The sequence below is a fragment of the Nocardioides sp. InS609-2 genome (genome assembly GCF_023208195.1).
Classification (GTDB): Bacteria; Actinomycetota; Actinomycetes; order Propionibacteriales; family Nocardioidaceae; genus Nocardioides.
Window position 1 is genome coordinate 3,133,278 of sequence record NZ_CP060034.1, and the last position, 18,116, is coordinate 3,151,393.

18 protein-coding genes are annotated in these 18,116 nt (G+C 66.7%); 16 read left to right on the forward strand and 2 right to left on the reverse strand.

What is annotated here, in order from left to right; all coding sequences use genetic code 11:
- Window positions 1–45: 45 nt before the first annotated feature.
- The 8 genes from H4Q84_RS16210 to H4Q84_RS16245 all read left to right on the forward strand — a co-directional run bounded on the left by H4Q84_RS16210 (window position 46) and on the right by H4Q84_RS16245 (window position 7,362).
- Entirely contained in the window at window positions 46–477 is a 432-nt protein-coding gene (locus tag H4Q84_RS16210; protein WP_248580116.1) for a hypothetical protein, read from the forward strand.
- Window positions 474–1,325 carry a hypothetical protein gene (locus H4Q84_RS16215; protein ID WP_248580117.1) on the forward strand — a complete coding sequence of 284 codons (852 nt, stop codon included), beginning with the start codon at window positions 474–476 and terminating at the stop codon, window positions 1,323–1,325. The genes H4Q84_RS16210 and H4Q84_RS16215 overlap by 4 nt, the downstream gene beginning before the upstream one ends.
- Window positions 1,322–2,758, forward strand: coding sequence for a hypothetical protein (locus H4Q84_RS16220; protein ID WP_248580118.1), 1,437 nt, complete (start codon window positions 1,322–1,324; stop codon window positions 2,756–2,758). The genes H4Q84_RS16215 and H4Q84_RS16220 overlap by 4 nt, the downstream gene beginning before the upstream one ends.
- Window positions 2,759–2,863: 105 nt before the next feature.
- On the forward strand, window positions 2,864–3,190 hold the full coding sequence (locus tag H4Q84_RS16225) for an Lsr2 family protein (protein ID WP_248580119.1): 327 nt from the start codon (window positions 2,864–2,866) through the stop codon (window positions 3,188–3,190).
- Window positions 3,191–3,399: 209 nt separating this feature from the next.
- The gene (locus H4Q84_RS16230; protein WP_248580120.1) at window positions 3,400–4,878 is read left to right on the forward strand and encodes an endonuclease/exonuclease/phosphatase family protein; all 1,479 of its coding nucleotides are present in this window, start codon (window positions 3,400–3,402) and stop codon (window positions 4,876–4,878) included.
- Window positions 4,879–5,559: 681 nt separating this feature from the next.
- On the forward strand, window positions 5,560–6,450 hold the full coding sequence (locus H4Q84_RS16235) for an MFS transporter (RefSeq protein ID WP_282580354.1): 891 nt from the start codon (window positions 5,560–5,562) through the stop codon (window positions 6,448–6,450).
- Between the two features lies 1 nt (window position 6,451).
- Window positions 6,452–7,063, forward strand: a complete 612-nt coding sequence (locus H4Q84_RS16240; protein ID WP_248580121.1) for a hypothetical protein — start codon at window positions 6,452–6,454, stop codon at window positions 7,061–7,063.
- 56 nt (window positions 7,064–7,119) lie between these two features.
- Window positions 7,120–7,362: a hypothetical protein gene (locus H4Q84_RS16245; protein ID WP_248580122.1), complete on the forward strand. Its 243-nt coding sequence runs from the start codon at window positions 7,120–7,122 to the stop codon at window positions 7,360–7,362.
- Here H4Q84_RS16245 and H4Q84_RS16250 read toward each other — a convergent pair.
- Both H4Q84_RS16250 and H4Q84_RS16255 read right to left on the reverse strand, forming a co-directional pair.
- Complete coding sequence (locus H4Q84_RS16250; protein WP_248580123.1) at window positions 7,329–7,595, reverse strand: integrin alpha; 267 nt, start codon at window positions 7,593–7,595, stop codon at window positions 7,329–7,331. The genes H4Q84_RS16245 and H4Q84_RS16250 overlap by 34 nt on opposite strands.
- A gap of 67 nt (window positions 7,596–7,662) precedes the next feature.
- Window positions 7,663–8,163, reverse strand: a complete 501-nt coding sequence (locus H4Q84_RS16255) for a MarR family transcriptional regulator (RefSeq protein WP_248580124.1) — start codon at window positions 8,161–8,163, stop codon at window positions 7,663–7,665.
- A gap of 97 nt (window positions 8,164–8,260) precedes the next feature.
- Here H4Q84_RS16255 and H4Q84_RS16260 point away from each other — a divergent pair, with 97 nt between their 5' ends.
- The 8 genes from H4Q84_RS16260 (at window position 8,261) to H4Q84_RS16295 (ending at window position 18,076) form a co-directional block, all read left to right on the forward strand.
- Window positions 8,261–8,920: a nitroreductase family protein gene (locus H4Q84_RS16260; RefSeq protein WP_248580125.1), complete on the forward strand. Its 660-nt coding sequence runs from the start codon at window positions 8,261–8,263 to the stop codon at window positions 8,918–8,920.
- Between the two features lie 8 nt (window positions 8,921–8,928).
- A complete protein-coding gene (locus H4Q84_RS16265) occupies window positions 8,929–9,600 on the forward strand; it encodes a phosphoribosylanthranilate isomerase (protein ID WP_248580126.1) in 672 nt (223 codons plus the stop codon).
- Window positions 9,581–10,297: a uracil phosphoribosyltransferase gene (upp, locus tag H4Q84_RS16270; RefSeq protein ID WP_248580127.1), complete on the forward strand. Its 717-nt coding sequence runs from the start codon at window positions 9,581–9,583 to the stop codon at window positions 10,295–10,297. Before H4Q84_RS16265 ends, upp begins: the two co-directional genes overlap by 20 nt.
- Window positions 10,294–11,211 (forward strand): EamA family transporter, encoded by a 918-nt coding sequence (locus H4Q84_RS16275; RefSeq protein WP_248580128.1) that lies wholly within the window; start codon window positions 10,294–10,296, stop codon window positions 11,209–11,211. The genes upp and H4Q84_RS16275 overlap by 4 nt, the downstream gene beginning before the upstream one ends.
- 51 nt (window positions 11,212–11,262) lie before the next feature.
- Window positions 11,263–15,237 (forward strand): amino acid adenylation domain-containing protein, encoded by a 3,975-nt coding sequence (locus H4Q84_RS16280; RefSeq protein WP_248580129.1) that lies wholly within the window; start codon window positions 11,263–11,265, stop codon window positions 15,235–15,237.
- Window positions 15,203–16,171 carry a pseudouridine-5'-phosphate glycosidase gene (locus H4Q84_RS16285; RefSeq protein ID WP_248580130.1) on the forward strand — a complete coding sequence of 323 codons (969 nt, stop codon included), beginning with the start codon at window positions 15,203–15,205 and terminating at the stop codon, window positions 16,169–16,171. The genes H4Q84_RS16280 and H4Q84_RS16285 overlap by 35 nt, the downstream gene beginning before the upstream one ends.
- Window positions 16,164–17,243 carry an alkene reductase gene (locus H4Q84_RS16290; RefSeq protein ID WP_248580131.1) on the forward strand — a complete coding sequence of 360 codons (1,080 nt, stop codon included), beginning with the start codon at window positions 16,164–16,166 and terminating at the stop codon, window positions 17,241–17,243. Before H4Q84_RS16285 ends, H4Q84_RS16290 begins: the two co-directional genes overlap by 8 nt.
- A 119-nt stretch (window positions 17,244–17,362) precedes the next feature.
- Window positions 17,363–18,076, forward strand: a complete 714-nt coding sequence (locus H4Q84_RS16295; RefSeq protein WP_248580132.1) for a hypothetical protein — start codon at window positions 17,363–17,365, stop codon at window positions 18,074–18,076.
- Window positions 18,077–18,116 lie beyond the last annotated feature (40 nt).

Here is an 18,116-nt window from a genome sequence, read left to right on the forward strand (position 1 = left end):
GACTGCGGGGGCGTCGTGTACGGAGAGCCGAGGAAGATCAGGGAAGTGGCCGAGCGCCTGGCGGCGCGGGCCGAGGAGCTGAGAGCGCAGGCGCGCGAGCTGCATGCGCGCAGCGAGACCGTCGCGTGGGTGTCGGTCGCGGCCGACCGGATGCGGCAGCGAGCCTGCGACCGGCGCGATGAGCTGCACGCCGTCGCCGATGCGTACGACGAGGCCGCCCAGCGGGTGCGGGCACACGCCGACCGGGTGCAACACCTGCTCGATCTCATCGCCGACATAGAGAAGCAGGTGCACGCGATCATCGCGGGGGCTCTCGAGCGGGCCAACGCCGCTGTCGACGCGGTGGTCGGCGGCATCAAGGCCGCGCTGTCGTCGGGTGACGAGGCAGACCGGGCCATCGCGAAGACCCCGACACCGCCACCCGGTCATCGCGACTGGCTCGACATGCCCGACCTCCTGCCCGGGATCCGCACGTGAGCGCCGGGCTGCGGGCGCCCGGGCTGCCGCGGCGGGTGCTGCTCCCGCTTGCCGAGCTGATCGCCGCTGCCCGGCTGGCCGGCGACGTACCCCTGCCACTTCGACTGGACGCCGCCCCGGCCCAGCTCGACGAGAGGCTGGGTGGGGTGGCTGCCTATGACGACGTACGACGAGCAGTCACGCGCGCCGACGACGAAGGTCCCGCCGGTCTCGCGGCCCTGGGTCTGCTCGATGACGGAAGGCTGGACTCCGAGGCCGCGTTGGCGTTGCGGGTGCTGGCCGGCGGTGCGCTGCTCATCCAGCTCGACCTGTCGGCCGTTCGGAGAGGAGGTGTCGTGCCACTCCGGTCGTGGTTCGCCGCGGGTCACGGTGTGGTCGCCCAGCTCTCGACGTCGGGTGGCCGTGACTACGAGCTGGCGTGGTTCGCTCCCGCGGTCTGGGTCTCGCAGTTCGTCCGCGCTGCCTGCCTGCCCGGTGTCGCGACCGGTCAGTCCGTGGCGCCGGCATCCGTGTCGCTGCCGAGCGAGCTGCTGGTGGCGGGGTGCGCGGCCGTGCGCGAGGGCCGCACCGACGTGCTTGACTCGCTGGCGGCCGACCACGGCACAGCAGGCGTCGCCGAAGTGCTCACGGCTCTCGAGACCACGTGTCGCGGCCGGCTGCGCGTGCTGATGCGTCGCCGCGACGTCGATCATAAGCCGGCGATCACCACTTGGCTGCTGCTCGACGACGGCTGGCGAGAGCTGCGGCCGGGTCCGGGGGCGACCGCGCAGCTGCGGCGCCGCGCGCCTCGCGACCTGGCGCTCTGGCTGGCCCCGTCGGTGGCCCGCGCGGCGGGAGTCGCCCGATGAGCGGGCATGTGCCCATCACGGTCACCGGGGGAGCGGGCGGGGTCGCCGCGTCGTACGACGACCTCCTGAGCCTCGGCCTGCTCTACCGCGCCCTGGGGGCCGAGCTGGCCGGAGCTGCGTGGCACGACAAGCTCGAGGCCGCTGACGGTGACCTGGTGCTGTCGTCGGTGCTCGCGCCACAGACCTTCGCGGCCGCGGAGTCGGCGATCCTGGCAGCGACCTACGGTCCGCACGGGCTCGTCTCCCGGGCGGCGCTCGTCGAGGCGCACAGTTTCGCGTTCGCGGCGGTTGTCGAGCTGTACCGCGCCGCCGACGCACTCCAGCACGCGGCGTACGAAGCGATGTCCTACGGCCTGGGCGTCACGATCGGCGCGGAGCTCGTGCCGATCGCGGTCACCGGCGGGCTGGCCTACCTCGTCGCGAGACGGGTCAGCCGGACGCTCGTGACCGACCTGGACGTCGTGGCCTGGGCGGAGGCCAACCCCGAGCTGGTGCAGGCCGTCGTCAACGGTGGCGGTGGGCTGCTCGACGGCCTCGCGCTCAACCCGGTGAGCGGTCCGCTCATGGGAGCGCTCGGGCTCGACGGCCTGCACCTGACCACCGGGTCGGCTGCCGACGACCTCGGCGAGCTGCTGTTCGGCGACTACGCCGGCACGGCGGTGCCCACGACGGTCGACGAGCCGTACGACGTGCCCGCGAGTGTCGAAGACCTGATCCGCGACCTGGCGGCGACGGCCGGTGAAGGTGACGGTGAGATCACCATCCAGCGGCTGACGGGTCCTGATGGTGAGACCCGATGGATCGTGCACCTGCCGGGCACCGACGACTTCGTCGACCAGCACGCCATTCGCAACCTGGGTTCCAACCTCAACCTCATCGCGGGCGACGACACGGCTTACGGGCAGGCCATTTCCCTGGCAATGAAGCAGGCCGGTGTGCAATCCGACGATCCGGTGCTGATGGTGGGCCACTCCCAGGGCGGAATGCAGGCCGCCGCGTTGAGCGCCGATCCCGACTTTCGATATCACGTGACCCACGTGGTGACCGCGGGCGCCCCGGTGGGCACGTTCGGCATTCCCGACAATGTCTCGGTGCTCTCGCTCGAGAACTCCGCCGACCTGGTGCCTTCTCTCGATGGCGAGGACAACCGCGCCAGTGCCCGTCACACCACTGTGCGTGCCGACGTGCGCACCGGCAACTTCGATGCCGGTGCGGGCAACCACGGGCTGGATCTGTATGCCGATCTGGCCGGCACGGTCGACGGCAGCGCCGATCCGTCCGTGCGCGCGGCGATCGCTGACCTGGAGCAGAGCGGATTCATCGGTTCGACGGATGCGGAGTCGCAGACCTTCGGCTATCGCACGGAGGTGGGAGACCTCGTCCGTCCGGCGGATATCGCCGATCGGTCCGGAAATGTCAAGACTGCGGCTTGAACTGACGCGGCAACTTGCAATTCCTCGAATTGACGGCAGGATATGCGCACGGGGAAAATTATCCGTGCTCGCTCGAATAGAGCGCACCAAATTTGAGGGAGTGCCATGTCGCAAAAGGTCAGCATCATCCTGGTCGATGACATCGATGGTGGGGATGCGAGCGAAACCGTGCAGTTCGGCCTCGACGGCGCGTCGTACGAGATCGACCTGAGTGAAAGCAACGCCAGCGCATTGCGCGACGCGCTCAGCGGTTATGTCGGCCATGCCCGCAAGGTCGGGTCCGGTCGCCGTACCCGTCGTGCCGGTGCGGCCAGCACCTCGGGCGTCAACGCCAAGGAGGTGCGTGCTTGGGCGCGTGCCAACAAGCGCAGCGTGCCCGACCGCGGCCGCATCCCGGCCGACGTGCGTGAGGCGTACGACGCCGCGCACTGACACCGCACCAGAGCGAGTTGTCACCTCGCCGTCACCCGTGCGACACAGCTGGCTCGAGCGCTGTTCTCGCGCGTTTGACACGTTGCATGCATCAATCTCTGGAAAGGCCACGCATGCGCGCGCCACTGAAGCATCTGTTCCTCCTCGTGTCCCTAGGTCTCACATTGGCCTCAGGCGCCGCAGCCGCAGCCGCAGCCTCGGCTGCGGTCGTGACGACCGGCACGCTGACCGTCGACTCGGCGCGAGTCACCGTCGGTGAACCGGTGAGCTTCCAGTACGACGTCAGTCCGGCCGGTCCCAAGAACTGGGTGGGTCTGTACCGCGACCCGGGCAACGGCCCCGTCCAGGAGGAGTACGTCGCGCCGTCGCTCACCTACCGCTACATCCCGGATGCCAGCGGGTCCGTGAGCTTCCCCACCACCGGTTTCGCGCCCGGCAACTACGTCGCCTACGCACTCGAGGACGACGGCTACGCCTGGTTGGCACAACCGGTCAGATTCACCGTGGTCGATGACGAGCCTCTGCACTTCGCGACGTCGGTCGTCCCGCTGCGCAACGCGTGGGCCTACACCGGCTACCGCGCCGAAATCGACGGCATCGTCCAGGGCGATCAGGAGGGGCTGACCTTCCGCAAGGTGTCGGGCGCCGAGTGGTTGCGCGTGCATGCCGCTGGTGCCGTGCGCGGCACCCCGCTCGCCGGATCCGCCGGACGCCCTGCCGTCGCGACGGTCGAAGCGACGAACTCCGCGGGTGAGTCGACCCGCGCCACGATCACGGTGGACGTGCGGGGCCCGAATGCCGAGCTCGTGCCCGACGTCAAGGTGATGACGTGGAACATGTGGTACGGCGGCACCAACGTAAGTGACTACCGGGAGAAGCAGCTGCGGTTCCTGCTCGACCGCGACGTCGACGTCATCGGCGTCCAGGAAAGCTTCGGGACGTCTGCCAAGGAGCTGGGCGAGGCGCTCGGCTGGGACTACTACCAGGCCGGCTACGACCTGGGCATCCTGAGCCGTTACCCCATCGTGAAGCGCAGCCCGTTGCCCTCGGAGTCGGGCATGCCGGCCATCAGCGCAACGGTCCGCCTCGATGCCCGTCGCCGGACGGACGTGACTGTCTGGATCACCCACCTCGGCTACACGCCGTACGGTCCGTACGACGCCTGCTTCGGCCACCTGCCCATCGACCAGCTCTTCGCCAAGGAAGGGCAGTCCGGCCGGACCGGGCAGATCACCGACATCGTTGCCGAGATGGGTCGAGACCTGCGCCGATCCGACGCGACGCCGGTGCTCCTCACCGGTGACTTCAACGCAGCCTCGCACCTGGACTGGAGCCCGCGTACCCAACGTTGCGGCTACGCCGCCGGGGTGCTGTGGCCCGCGTCGGTCATCCCCACGGACGCCGGACTGGTCGATACCTATCGCAGGATCCACCGCGACCCGGTGGCCGAGCCGGGCATCACCTGGTCCCCGGTGTACAAGACGTTCACCGGGGGCTACGGCTACGACGAGTTCGTGGGGCAGCCAGAGCCGCAGGACCGGATCGACTTCGTGTACGCCAAGGGCGAGTGGCGCGTTACCGACTCGGACGCCGTGGTTGCCGGCACTCCGAGCCCCGAGCCCGACCACGCGCTGAACGAGTGGACCTCGGACCACGCGGCAGTGATCACGGAGTTCGCTGTCCGCTGACCCTCGAGTCCGCCACCACCGGCGACCTCAACTTCGTCCCCATGGTGACGGCCTCGCTCCCGCAGACCAAGAACCTCGTCTCCAACTACAACCTGCTGTCGCCGAGCCCGCAGGGAACCGATGTCGAGCAGACCTCGAGCTGATACGTCTGGGCACGCAACCTGCCCCAGTGCCTCAACCGTTACTACTGCATCATCAACGACATCGAGTACCTCGGGCAGGAGCGCAAGGACATCGGAACGCCACCGGCAGACCTGCCGAAGATTCTCAGCAACGTCCACCGTGTCCCTCCGTCGGAGAAGGGTGGCCAGGCGAAGATCACCGACACGTCGAGCATCGACTACACGAAGGTGCGCATCGTGAAGGAGTGTCGACGCCACGCCTATGAAGCTGGCCTCGCGTGAGCGACGGCGATCGTGATGGCGTCCGCTACACGGTCCTCCTGCGCAAGACGCCCGGAAGCTGGTTCCTGGTCGGCAACGTCGCCTCGGGCTTCGGCGACTCCCTGATCCCTCTCGCGCTGGCGTTCGCCGTCCTGGAGTACACCGGGTCGGTCGCAGCGTTCGGTCTGGCCCTCGCGGCCTCGCGGCTTCCGCAGATCGTGGTGACGTTGGTCGGGGGTGTGCTCGGGGACCGTTTGCGGGCCCGGACGGTGGTGCTCTGGGCGAGCTGGTCGGACGACTGCTCCGCGAGATCTACTCGGACGCCGACGAGCTCCACTCGGCCACGGCGTTCCTCGGGACGTCCCGCGCGGTTTGCCACATCACGGCCCAGGGGGCGAGTGGTCTCCTGGTGTTCCTCGGTTCACCCGCCTGGTGCTTCGCCATCAACGGCGTCTCGTTCGCCGTGCTCGCTGTCTCGGTGCTGAGGTCGACACCGAGCCGGTTGCCCGTCGCGGCCGCCGGCGCCAAGGCGCAGGAGTCCTTCCTGACCCAGCTCGGCGACGGCTTCAAGGCCGTGGCCGACCGACCGCAGTTCGCCTGGGCACTCAGCAACTACGCCGTGGCGTGGCTGATGATCGTGCAGCCGTTCCTGGTCCTGGCGCCCGCCGCGCTGCTCGTGGCCTCTCCCGACGGGGGCTCGCTGATCTGGGGCTTCCTGGGAGGCGCCATCGGCATCGGCGGCATCCTCGGAGGGGTGCTGAGCGGGCGCATCGGAACGCCAGACCGACTGACGTTCGTGGTCCTCCTCGGGCTGTTCGACGTGCCGATCTACATCCTGCTGGCCCTCGCGCCGACCAACATGCTCATCTATCCCCTGGCGGTGATCACGGGAGTCCAGAGCACCCTGGCACGGATCATCCTCAACCAGGAGCTCTACCGGCGGATCCCGGAGGAGCTCATCAGCCGGGTGCAGTCGCTGCTGCTGGCCGCCTGGCTGCTGCCCGCGTTCGTCGCCTCGATCGCGGCGCCGCTGCTCGCCGAGGCGATCGGCTTCCGTCCGGTGCTCCTCGGCGGCGCCGGGTCGTTCGTCGTCATCAACCTGTTCATGGCCCTCAATGTCTGGCGGCACGCTGAACACTCCGAAGAGGTGGCGAGCGACGTCGCTGCCGGTTCGGCCGAGGCACGCTAGCGTGCTCACCCCGTTGGCTACGGGAGCGTTCGAGAACGCCACCGTGTGGTTCGCCTCCGAGGGCGGCGACCCGCCCGCTGACCTCGGTCCGGTGCTCGTGGTCCAGGACCGGGCGGGGCTGACCTGGCTCGGGCGTGACGAGCTCCCAGTCGGTCACATATGCCGGTCGGTCGGCGCGACGTCGCACCTGGCCGTGGTCTCCCGTGCTCGAGGGATGTTCTGCGCCGCGGTGCCCGGTGGCGCGCTGGCCGACGGATGGCTCACGATCGGGACCCACACGCTGCAGCACGGCGAGCAGGTCAGCCTGGGACCCGAGGGGCTCGCGACTCCGCGTGGCACCATCCCGGTCGCGCGTCCACGGTCCATGCAGGTCGCGAGCAGTGCCTGCATGGTGCGCGGCCTCGACCTCTACTGCACTGCTCCCAGCGTGGACGAGCTCGCCTCGTCGCACCATCGAGGTGCGTCGGTGTCGGCAGCATCCGCCTCGAGCACCTCGTGGTCGGGACGCCCGCCCAGAGGCTCGTCGCTCCGTTGCTCCAGGAGCTGTTCTTGCACGGCCGTGACGGCGAGGACGCAGGCATGGACGCCGGGTGCCGGCTGGCTGACGTCTTGACGGCAGGTCTGGTGACGGTGCTTGAGGAGGCCGGACGCCTAGGCCTGCATGTGGTGGTGAGGTTGCCTGACCTCGATCTCCAGGAGCTGCTCGAGCCGACGGAGCTCAAAGCGGTGGCTGCAGGGCCGACCGGAGACCTGCTGGTCCTGGGCGGCGCCAACCTGTGGTCGCAGGTGCCCGCCCTCTATCCGCCGATCCTGGCCCCATACACCGTGCGGCCGTGGCGGCACGCAGCGCGACGGGGCGCCGTGACCGCGGTGTTGCCCTACGTCTCGGAGGTCGCCCAGCCGATCCGGTAGCCTCCGCCCGATTGGTTGTCGAGGTTGGCGAGGTCGACGGCGGTGCCGGTGGCTTTTCCCCAGACGACGTAGACGCTGCCCGCGTCGGTGCGCCCTCCGTAGTCGGACCAGGGCGCACCGACCAAGAGGTCGTCCTTGCCGTCGCCGTTGATGTCGCCGGCACCCGCCACCGAGGTGCCTGCTTCGTCGTTGGTGACAGCGCCGATGATCTGGAAGCCCTGTCCCGCGGTCACCGGTGGCGCGCCAGCTACTCGCGTCGCGCTGAACTGACGGCCAGGTCGTGTCCAATCAGAGCCGCAGTCAGTCGAATTCGTCGCCCTGTGAGAGCAGGAACTTGCGGAGCAGGTTTGCGAATGTCTGGATCTCGGTCGCGTCCAGCGCAGCAAGCATCTTGTGCTGGTTGTCGACGTGGTGCCCGACCACGTCATCGACCAGGGTCGCGCCCCGCGATGTCAGCGAAAGGAGCAGCTGACGGCGGTTTGCCGGGTTGGTCTCCCGATGTACCAGCCCGCGTTCCACGAGACGGTCGATCCGGTGCGTCATCGCCGCCGATCCGACCATCGTCATGCCCGCCAGCTGACCCGAGGTCAGCGGACCATCGGCGCGTGCGCGACGCAGCGTGGCGATCACGTCGAACTCCCAGGGCTCGAGCCCGAACTGGTTCATGAACTGTCGGAGGTCAGCATGCGCCATTCCGCTGGCCCGGTTGAGTCGACCCATCACGCCCATTGCGCTGACGTCTAGGTCGGGGCGCTCTCTGTTCCACTGCTCCAAGATGTTGTCGACTACGTCGCGTTTCATTTGCCATTCCTTCGTTGACCCGTAACATTACAGCATGTACACTATTCACTATCGAACAGTTCGTTAGCGAACACTACGAGGTGAAACAGTGGTCATCATGAGTGTCGCCGAAGCGGTCGCCGCGCGTCGATCCGTCCGGGACCTGTCGGCACGACCTGTGCCCGCTGAGCTCTTTCACCGAGTGGCCACGCTGGCTATGGAGGCACCCTCAAGCTGGAACCACCAGTCGCGCTCGATGGTGATCGTCACCGACCCGACTGTTCGTGAAGACCTCATCCAGGCAACTGGAGGTCAGAGGGTTGCAGCCGCGGCGCCAGCTTTGTTTGTCTTCGTGGGCGAGTTTGACGACCCGAAGTTGGACCGCTCGGCTGTGCACGACGCGGCCATCTCGCGGGGGGCGTGGACACCCGACTACTCCCGCGGCTCGGCCAGGGCCGCGGTGCGGTTCCAGCAGGACCTCAAGGACCGCGGCCTCCTTCGCGAGTACGCCGTTAAGGACGCGATGATCGTGGCGTCGTTCGCGATGCTCGTCGCCCAGGCCGAGGGGTTGGCCACCGCGCCCATGAACGGCTGGGACGAGGAGCAGGTCAAGAAGGCCATCGGCATCGACGACAGGGATGACCTCGTAATCGCCCTGGTGATGGCTGTCGGCTACGCCGACCAGCTGCCTGCGCACCCGGGCCGCCTGAGCCACCAGCACATTTTCGACAGCACGTACGGGCGCCGGTTCGGCGTCTCCAAGCACATCGAGAACTAGGGGAATCCATGAAGAACCAGATCCAGGTAGCCGGAATCATCGACAAAGGCGAGGCCGACCTCTTGGTCGAGTGCGGTGTCGACTGGCTCGGCTTCCCGTTGCGCCTGCCGTCCGGCAAGAACGACATCAGCGAGGACGACGCGCGGGCCATCATCCGCAACCTGCCGACCGACCGAGCCGGCGTGCTGATCAGCTACCTCACCGTCGCGACCGAGGTGGCGGAGTTCTGCGATGAGCTGGGCTGCTCGATCGTGCAGCTGCACGGTGACGTGACCCCAGCCGAGCTCGCTACGCTGAAGCAGCTGCGCCCGAACCTGCAGGTGCTGAAGTCGCTGGTGGTCCGCGAGAACAACCTCGCGGAACTGCTGGCCCAGGTCGACGAGAGCCAGGAATTTGTCGACATGTTCATCACCGACACGTTCGACCCTGCCACCGCGGCCAAGGGTGCCACGGGCAAGACCCACGATTGGTCGGTCAGTGCCGAGCTCGCAGCCAGGTCGGACAAGCCGTTGATGCTGGCCGGTGGACTGACGCCCGAGAACGTGGCCGAAGCGGTCCGCGTCGTACGTCCCGCAGCGGTCGACGCGCACACCCTCCTCGAGGGCGCCGACGGTCGTAAGGACCGCGACAAGGTAGTCCGCTTCGTCCAGGAGGCTCGGAATGCCTTCGCTACGCTCTGAGAGCGCTGGCGGCGCGGCACTGAGCGAGGTCAGCGAGTTTGTCGGCCACCCGCGAGTGCACGTGTTGCCGGCAACCCCTGCTCTCCTGGCAGCCCACACTCTCATCCGGGACCGGGAGGCCAGCCGCGAGGTGTTCACCACGCATTCGCGCCGCGTCTTCAGGATGCTGCTCGAGGCGGCGGTGGGGCTGCTGCCCAGCGAGCGGAACGCTGTCCTGACCCCGGCTGGACACGTGTTCGAGGGCTTGGTCGTCACCGAGAAGGCTTGTGCCGTCTCGGTCGTCCGTGCCGGTGAGAGTCTTGAGTCTGAGCTGTGGGCGGTTGTCCCAGGCATGCGGTTGGGCAAGATCTTGATCCAGCGCGACAAGTCGACCAAGCAACCCCGCCTCTACTACTTCCACCTCCCTCCGGACATGGAGCATCAGCACGTCTTGCTGCTCGAGCCTATGCTCGCCACCGGTGGTTCGCTCCTAGCCGCTCTCGATGTCCTCGCCGAGGCGGGCACCCCGAGTTCAAGCGTCATCGCGGTGAACGTGATGTCTTCCCCTCCGGGCCTGGAACGAGTCCTGGACGAGCACCCCGATCTGACCATCGTCACCTCATCGGTGGAACGCGACCTGGACGAAAACGCCTTCATGGTGCCTGGGATCGGCGACTTCGGTGACCGGTACTTCGGGACGGACGTCGCCAGGCCATGAGCAAACTCTCACCCAGTGACCTGTCGCTCACCGCCTTCGCGCCAATCGTATGGGGCTCGACCTACCTGGTCACCACGCAGTTCCTCCCTGAGGACCGTCCCCTGCTCGCCGCGACGGTCCGAGCCCTGCCAGCCGGCCTGTTGCTGATGCTGGTGACACGCACGCTGCCACACGGGATCTGGTGGTTGAAGACCGCGGTGCTGGGCGCGCTGAACATCGGCTTGTTCTTCTTCCTGTTGTTCGTTGCCGCGTACGAGTTGCCCGGCGGGGTCGCCGCGCTTGTCATGTCGGTGCAGCCGTTGTTCGTGCTGCTGCTTGGTGCTGTCCTTCTCGGGGCGAGGATACGAACGGGGCATGTCATTGCATGCGCCATGGGTGCCCTGGGTGTGGGTCTTCTCGTTCTTCGCTCCGAAGCCACACTCACGACTGTCGGTGTCCTTGCTGGCCTGGGCGGCGCATTGAGCATGGCCGCGGGAATTGTGCTCACCAAGCGGTGGGGACGCCCGCCCGGCACGGGTCTCTTGGGCTTCACCGGCGTTCAGCTTGCGTTGGGCGGCGCCCTGCTGCTGCCTGCCATGGTGTTCCTTGAGGGCCTGCCACCGAAGATCACCGGAACCAACGTCGCGGGCTTTTCGTATCTTGCCGTGATCGGCGCTCTCATCGCGTACACGGTGTGGTTCCGCGGGATTGAACGGCTGCCGGCGCTGGTGGTGTCGTTCCTGGGCTTCTTCAGTCCGCTGACCGCGGCCATCCTCGGCTTCGTCTTTCTCAGCCAGTCCCTGACCTTGGTCCAGGTCGCCGGCGCCGCGCTCATCGTTGCCTCCATCGTGGTCACTCAGCGCACACCTTCCTTGTCGGGCCCGCAGCCTGGCCCGCCAGAACCGGCTGTGCCGGTCTCGGGCGCGGTCAGCTAGCCGGTTCTTTTTCGTTCAATCATCGGAGAATCAACCGAAATCGGGGAAGATATGTCTACCAACAAACATGGCGTCGCCACTTTGATGGACATGCTGGATGAACACGCGCGTCATTGTCCGGACGCGGTAGCCGTAACGCATGGCGATCAACAGTTGACCTTCCATGAGCTCAAGGTCCGCAGCACCGCCTTGGCGCTTGAGCTGATGCAGCGCCCTTCCTCGTCCACCATTGACGACCGCATCATCGGAGTGCTCCTTGAACACTCCATTGACTTGGTTGTAGCTGTCTGGGGGGTGCTGCGCTCGGGGGCCGCCTATCTGCCGCTCGAGCCTGAATACCCCGAAGACCGGCTGGCCTACATGGTCGCGGACTCCGGTGCATCTGTCGTGCTCACCAGTCCCGGCCTCTCGGACAACCTGCGTGACGCCCTGCCACACAACATCCAGATTCGGGGCCTTGCGGGTGCGGCTGACCTGCCTGAACATGCCCGGGATCTGCCAGAGCCCCGGCCCCAAGACTTGGCGTACGTCATCTACACCTCCGGCAGCACTGGCCGTCCCAAGGGGGTGGCAATCTCGCACGAGGCCATCACGCACCAGATTCGCTGGCTGCAGGCCCAAGACCACCTGGGCGCGCGGACAACCATCCTCCACAAGACACCCATCAGCTTTGACGCCGCGCAGTGGGAGTTGCTGGCCAACGCCACCGGCGCTCGGATCGTGCTCGGCAAGTCGGGGCTCTACCGTGACCCCGGCGCGTTGATCGACGCCATGCGCGACAATGACGTCACAACTTTGCAGGCAGTGCCAACTCTTCTCCGCGCCCTGGTCGAGACTGAACGCCTCGATACCGTGCCGAGCCTGAGGCGGGTTTACAGCGGTGGGGAGGCGCTCAGCGCGGTCCTGGCTCGCGACCTGCTGGCCGCGCTGCCGGGCATTGCGCTGACCAATCTGTACGGGCCCAGCGAGTGCACGATCAACGCGACCAGCCACACACTCACCCCGAGCGACATTCCACTGAGTGGACCCACAGTGCCCATCGGCGTGCCAGTGGACGGCTGCGAGGTGCTGGTGGTAGGTCCGCACCTGGAGCCGCTGCCGGTTGACCAAGAGGGCGAGTTGTTGATCGCGGGTCCCCAGCTGGCGCGCGATTACCTTCACCGCCCCGACCTGACTCAGGAGAAGTTCGTTCCGGTGCCCGCTGCGGGCGGCAAGCGCTACTACCGCACTGGTGACATCGTCAGGCGGGACAGCGAAGGCGTCATGTACTTCGTCGGCCGCCGCGACAGCCAGGTCAAGCTGCACGGGCACCGGATCGAGCTCGACGAGGTCAGCCACCGGATCGAAGAACACCCTTGGGTGCGCAAGGCCGCCACGCTGGTGACCGAAGACGCCCGCACGGGGCGCGACGTCTTGGTCGCCTGCATCGAAATGGACCCCAAGCAGGCCGCCCTGATGGACCAGGGAAACCACGGGTCGCACCACCAATCCAAGGCAAGCCGGGTGCAGGTCCGTGCCCAGTTGTCCAACCCGGGCGTCCGCACGGACGATGAGCTGAGGGACCTACCTGTCTTGCCGCTGCTTCACCAGGCAGGCACACAGCATCAGCGTCGCACGGCCTTCTCCCGCAAGACCTACCGCAACTACAACGGTGGCGCCGTAACCCGCGACAACATCCTCGGTGCTCTCGTCGAGCCCCAGCGCCCCCACTACCGTCGCGAGCTCTCAGACCTGACCTACGAAGGACTCAGCGAGCTGTTGCGCTGGTTCGGTCAGTTCCACAGCCAAGAGCGCCTCCTGCCCAAGCTCGCATACGCCTCGCCCGGAGCCCTGTACGCCACCCAGCTCTTCGTCACCGTCCGCAACACCGCTGACGTAGCGGCGGGTACGTACTACTACCACCCGATCAACCACCAGCTCCACCTGGTGGAGGGGGTCGACCCCGGTCATGCCGACTCCGGAGATCCGCCAGGGCTGACGTTCCACTTCCTGGGCCGGCAGGAGGCCATCGAGACGGTCTACAAGAACAACGTCCGCGAGGTGCTTGAGATCGAGGTAGGTCACATGCTCGGCACGCTTGAGGAAGCGCTTATCGATCAAGGTCTGTCACTGCGTCCGTTGGGTTTCGAGCAGTCCACGGCGGCGAGCCTTCAACCAGGGGTCTCGGACACGTATCTGGGCTCTTTCGAGGCTGTGCCCCAAGGCGAGGGCCATTTCCCCGACATTGTCACCTACTACGTGCAGGCCCACGCAGAAGGCGTCGCAGAACTGCCGTCCGGCCTGTACCGGCTTGAGGACGGCGACCTGACCAGGCTCGGGCCGGACCTTATCGAGCCGCGCCACGTCATCGCCATCAACCAGGAGGCGTACAACCGGTCGCGATTCGGAATCTCCATCGTCACCCGCAGCCCAGGTCAGTGGCTCGAGTATGTGGCCCTTGGGCGTGCACTTCAGCGTGTGCAAAGCAACAAGCACGGCCTCGGTCTGATGGCGTCGGGATACAGCTCAAAGACCGGCCACCCCCTTCCAGCCTCGCTGCGCCTGGACGCACTTCTCCGGGATGCAGGCGAGACTCCCGGGGCGTCCTACTTCGCAGTCGGAGGCAAGGTCTCCCAAAGCCAGATCGGCAGCGATGGCATGGACGAGGACGAGGTCCACATGCGCGGACCCGCCGAGATGATCAAGGACGACCTGAGGCGGGCCCTGCCGTACTACATGGTCCCCGCCACGACCCTGGTCCTTGACCGGCTGCCACTGAGCCCGAACGGCAAGATCGATCTCCGCTCCCTGGCTGACACCGTCCAACTCAAACAAGCAACATCGGGCAGGCAAATCGTCGAGCCCCACAACGACACCGAGCGGCGGCTCGCTGGCCTGTGGTCACGATTCCTCGGGTATGAAGATGTGTCCGCCGAGGACGACTTCTTCGCCATGGGCGGAGACTCGCTGACCGCGGTGAGCCTGGTCAACCGCATCAACCATGACCGCGATGCCGGCCTGAAGGTCCAAACCCTGTTTAGGTACCCGCGACTGCGGGACCTGGCCGCGCAGGTGGACGCGACCGGGCATGACGACTCCCGCCTGATTGTGCTGAACAGATGCACCACTGGCCGCGCGGCCTTCTGCTGGCCCGGCCTGGGTGGCTCACCCATGAATCTGACCGGGCTCGGCAAGTCCATGTCCGCCAGGCCGGTCTTCGGAGTTCAGGCTTGGGGTATCAATGCCGGCGAGGAGCCTATCGCCAGCATCGGCTCGATGGCGCGGGCCGACATCGACCAAATTCAGCGCGTGCAGCCGCAAGGCCCATACACGCTGATGGGATATTCCTTCGGAGCCCGAGTGGCGTTCGAGGCGGCGTGGCAGCTGGAGAAGGCAGGCCACGTCGTGGACAACCTGCTGCTGATCTGCCCCGGCAACCCTCAGGTGGAAGGCGACGGGCCCAGCGAGGGCCGCAGCGCCAGCTACGACGACGCCAAGTACGTGCGCATCCTATTCTCGGTGTTCGCCAGCACGGTCCGCGGCCACCAGGTTGAGCAATGCCTGCGTGAGGTCCATGACGAGGAAACCTTCGTGGTCTTCATGGCCGCGACCATGCCTGGGCTCGAAGGCGACGTGATCCGGCGAATCGTGCGGATCGTCGAGCGAACCTTCCAATTCGAGTACACCTTCGAGGAGCTCTCGGGGCGCCAGCTCAACGCGCGGGTCAGCGTTCTGAAGGCCACTGGGGACGACTACTCCTTCCTCGACGCCACCCCGGAGTACTCCGCGGCAGCACCGACCGTGCTGACTCTCGAAGGAGATCACTACTCCCTGCTGGGAGAAGACATCGACGAGCTCGCCGAGGCGGTCCGCGCACAGCTCGTTGAGCCACTGGGCGAAGCGCTCAGCACCGATGAGCTGCGGCACCTGGCTGCGGCACGAACTTCCGCGGTCTGCGAAGCACGCTCGGTGCCACGACCCGCCCCCCATCCGGGGCCACCAAGGAGCGAACGTGAGTACCAGCCCACCCATCGCCCTCAGTCCTGAGGTTGCTGCGGCGTTACACGACGGCACTCCGGTGGTTGCGCTCGAGTCCAACGTGATCACCCACGGTCTTGAATACCCCCACAATGCCGAGGCCGCGATCAAGGTGCAGGCAGCGGTGCGTCTTGGCGGTGCGGTCCCGGCCACGATCGGCATCGACGCCGGCCGCGTTCTCATCGGCCTGGACGCCGAACAGATCGAGCGGTTCGCCACCAGCCAGAAGATCCCCAAGATCAGCAGCAGAGACATGGGCCACGCGCTGGCTGCCGGTGGCATGGGCGCGACCACGGTTGCGTCATCGGTTGTGGCCGCGCACGCCGCCGGCATCAAACACTTCTGCTCAGCCGGAATCGGCGGAGTTCACCACGGCGTGCAAGACACCATGGACATCTCCTCAGACCTGATCCAGTTCACCCGAACTCCGGTGATGGTCGTCTGTGCGGGAGCAAAGAACATCCTCAACCTGCCGCTGACGTTGGAGTTCCTGGAGACCCACTGCGTCCCGGTCGTCTCTTATCGATCGGACGACTTTCCGGCGTTCTACTGCCGGTCCAGCGGCTCGCGCAGCCCCCAACGCGTTGACGACCCAGTGCTGCTGGCAAAGACGGCACAGCAGCACTGGTCGATGGGCAACGCGACAGCCGTCCTGGTCACGACCCCGCCGCGGGAAGAGGATGCCATCGACTTCGACGAAGCCCAATGCGCAGTCGAGGACGCATTGCGTGAGGCCAGCACCATCGGTATCACCGGCAAGGACGTCACCAAGTTCCTCATGCGGTCCGTCGACCGCGCCACCGACGGACGCTCATCGAAAGCCAACATGGCCGTCCTGGTCAGCACCGCCGAAGTCGCCGGCCACCTCGCGGCGGCGCACGCAACACACCTCGCCGAATCTGCATCCATGCAAGACCGTGACAAGGAGATCTCCCATGCCTGATCTGTTCGAACCCACCACATTCGGTGCGCTACGCCCGGCAAACCGGCTCGTCATGGCACCTATGTCGCGCAACCGGGCCAACGCCGACGGCACACCAACAGAGTTGATGGCTACCTATTACGCGCAGCGGGCCGACGCCGGTCTGATCATCACCGAGGGCACCCAGCCCACGCAGGTCGGGCAGGGCTTCATGAATACCCCCGGCCTCCACAACCAAGCCCAAGCCGCGGCTTGGCGCGAAGTGACGGATGCAGTCCATGCGCGCGGCGGACTCATCGCAGTCCAGCTCATGCACGCCGGCCGCATCGGACACCCGTCCCTGTACCCCAGCGCTCACCAGTCCGTCGCCCCCTCATCCATCCCGGCGGCCGGTTCCTGCTTCACACCGGACGGGCTCATGGACTACCCCGAGCCGCGCGCGCTCACGCCGGAGGAGATCAACGAGGAGGTCAACGACTTCGTCCGCGCGGCACGCCTGGCCATGGATGCCGGGTTCGACGCCGTCGAGATCCACGGCGGCAACGGGTTCCTGCTGCACCAGTTCCTGTCCGCCAACACGAACCACAGAGACGATGAGCACGGCGGCGACCCGAAGCGCCGCGCAAAGCTCACCGAACAGGTCGTGCACGCCGTGGCCGACGCCATCGGGCCGGACCGGGTGGGCCTGAGGATCTCTCCGGGAAACCCGTACAACGACATCGACGAAGGCGACGTGCAGCAGACCTATGCGGCTCTGCTGGAGGCTCTTCCGCCCATTGCATTCCTGCACGTACTGGAGACCGTTGACCCCGCGTACACGCGGATGGTGCGGTCGCTATGGGCAGGTCCGATGATCGTCAACCCCAGTCGCCAGGTTCCTGCCGGACAGTGGGACCCCGAGGTGGCGGAACTGCTCGACACGGGTCTGGCGCAAGCAGTGTGCGTCGGTTCGGCATTCTTGGCCAACCCGGACCTGATCGAACGGATCCACAGCGGCGGCCCGTACAACGAGCCCGACGAGGCAACCTTCTACTCCGGTGGCGCCCAGGGATACACCGACTACCCCACGCTTCCGCGAGCCATGGCGACATGATGGTCGCCCTCTTCGACCTTGAGGGAACACGGCTGGGCGCCCGCACATGATCATCACTGAGATGACTGGGGAGACCCGAGCCGGTCTCTCCCGGGGTGCATGACGGATGGCTTGAAGCGATGTCTTTTCAGAGAGTCGACAAAGAGTCCACGGCTCAGCTGCGCATCATCAAGCCTTCGGCCTTGAGCCAGCTTGCTCTCGGCACTGCTCGCAGCTTCCTCAGCGGGCCCGAGCTGATCCGCTGCGACAACCTAGTCTCGGGCAAGGCGCGACGAAACTTCACCGTTGGCCACGCGCTGGCCCGCATTGTCGTGGCCGAGCAGTTGGCCCTCGAACTCGCCCAGGTGACCCTCGTCCAGACGTGCTCCACCTGCGGTGGCCCACACGGTCGTCCCCACGTCGTCGACCTGCCCGTCCACGTCTCGTTTGCCTACGCAACCGACGCCGTGGCGGTGGCAGCCAGTCGATGCGGGCCCATCGCCGTCGACTGTGCAGACTTCCCTCCGCAGCCGCACCACCGCGACGCCATGGTCCGACTTCTTCCCATCGGTGAGAACAACGGCGACGACAGAGAGGCCGTGAAGCTGTGGACCATCCACGAGTGCTTGGTGAAGCTGGGCGGGCGTGAATTGGATGATCAGAAGCCGGTGCACAGGTCGCCTCACCTCCAGCAACCGGACATTGTCCTCGTCGAGGGCAACTACTTCAGATCCATTGCTATGCCCGCTACCGTCGCAACAGTCGGGTCCCCAGACGCGTTCGACTTGACCATCAGCACGGAGGTGCCCCGATCCGCTGCATTCACCCCGGTGCCAACCGACGCACTGCCGTGAATCGGCTGCGCGAGTGGCGGACATCTGCAGGTTCGGCACC

Bases quoted from the DNA above. Each gene is read 5' to 3' on its own strand.
- H4Q84_RS16275 (WP_248580128.1), top strand. From the start codon at position 10,294: ATGAGCAAACTCTCACCCAGTGACCTGTCGCTCACCGCCTTCGCGCCA.
- H4Q84_RS16280 (WP_248580129.1), top strand. From the start codon at position 11,263: ATGTCTACCAACAAACATGGCGTCGCCACTTTGATGGACATGCTGGAT.
- upp (WP_248580127.1), top strand. From the start codon at position 9,581: ATGCCTTCGCTACGCTCTGAGAGCGCTGGCGGCGCGGCACTGAGCGAG.
- H4Q84_RS16220 (WP_248580118.1), top strand. From the start codon at position 1,322: ATGAGCGGGCATGTGCCCATCACGGTCACCGGGGGAGCGGGCGGGGTC.
- H4Q84_RS16255 (WP_248580124.1), bottom strand. From the start codon at position 8,163: ATGAAACGCGACGTAGTCGACAACATCTTGGAGCAGTGGAACAGAGAG.
- H4Q84_RS16290 (WP_248580131.1), top strand. From the start codon at position 16,164: ATGCCTGATCTGTTCGAACCCACCACATTCGGTGCGCTACGCCCGGCA.
- H4Q84_RS16225 (WP_248580119.1), top strand. From the start codon at position 2,864: ATGTCGCAAAAGGTCAGCATCATCCTGGTCGATGACATCGATGGTGGG.
- H4Q84_RS16265 (WP_248580126.1), top strand. From the start codon at position 8,929: ATGAAGAACCAGATCCAGGTAGCCGGAATCATCGACAAAGGCGAGGCC.
- H4Q84_RS16295 (WP_248580132.1), top strand. From the start codon at position 17,363: ATGTCTTTTCAGAGAGTCGACAAAGAGTCCACGGCTCAGCTGCGCATC.
- H4Q84_RS16260 (WP_248580125.1), top strand. From the start codon at position 8,261: ATGAGTGTCGCCGAAGCGGTCGCCGCGCGTCGATCCGTCCGGGACCTG.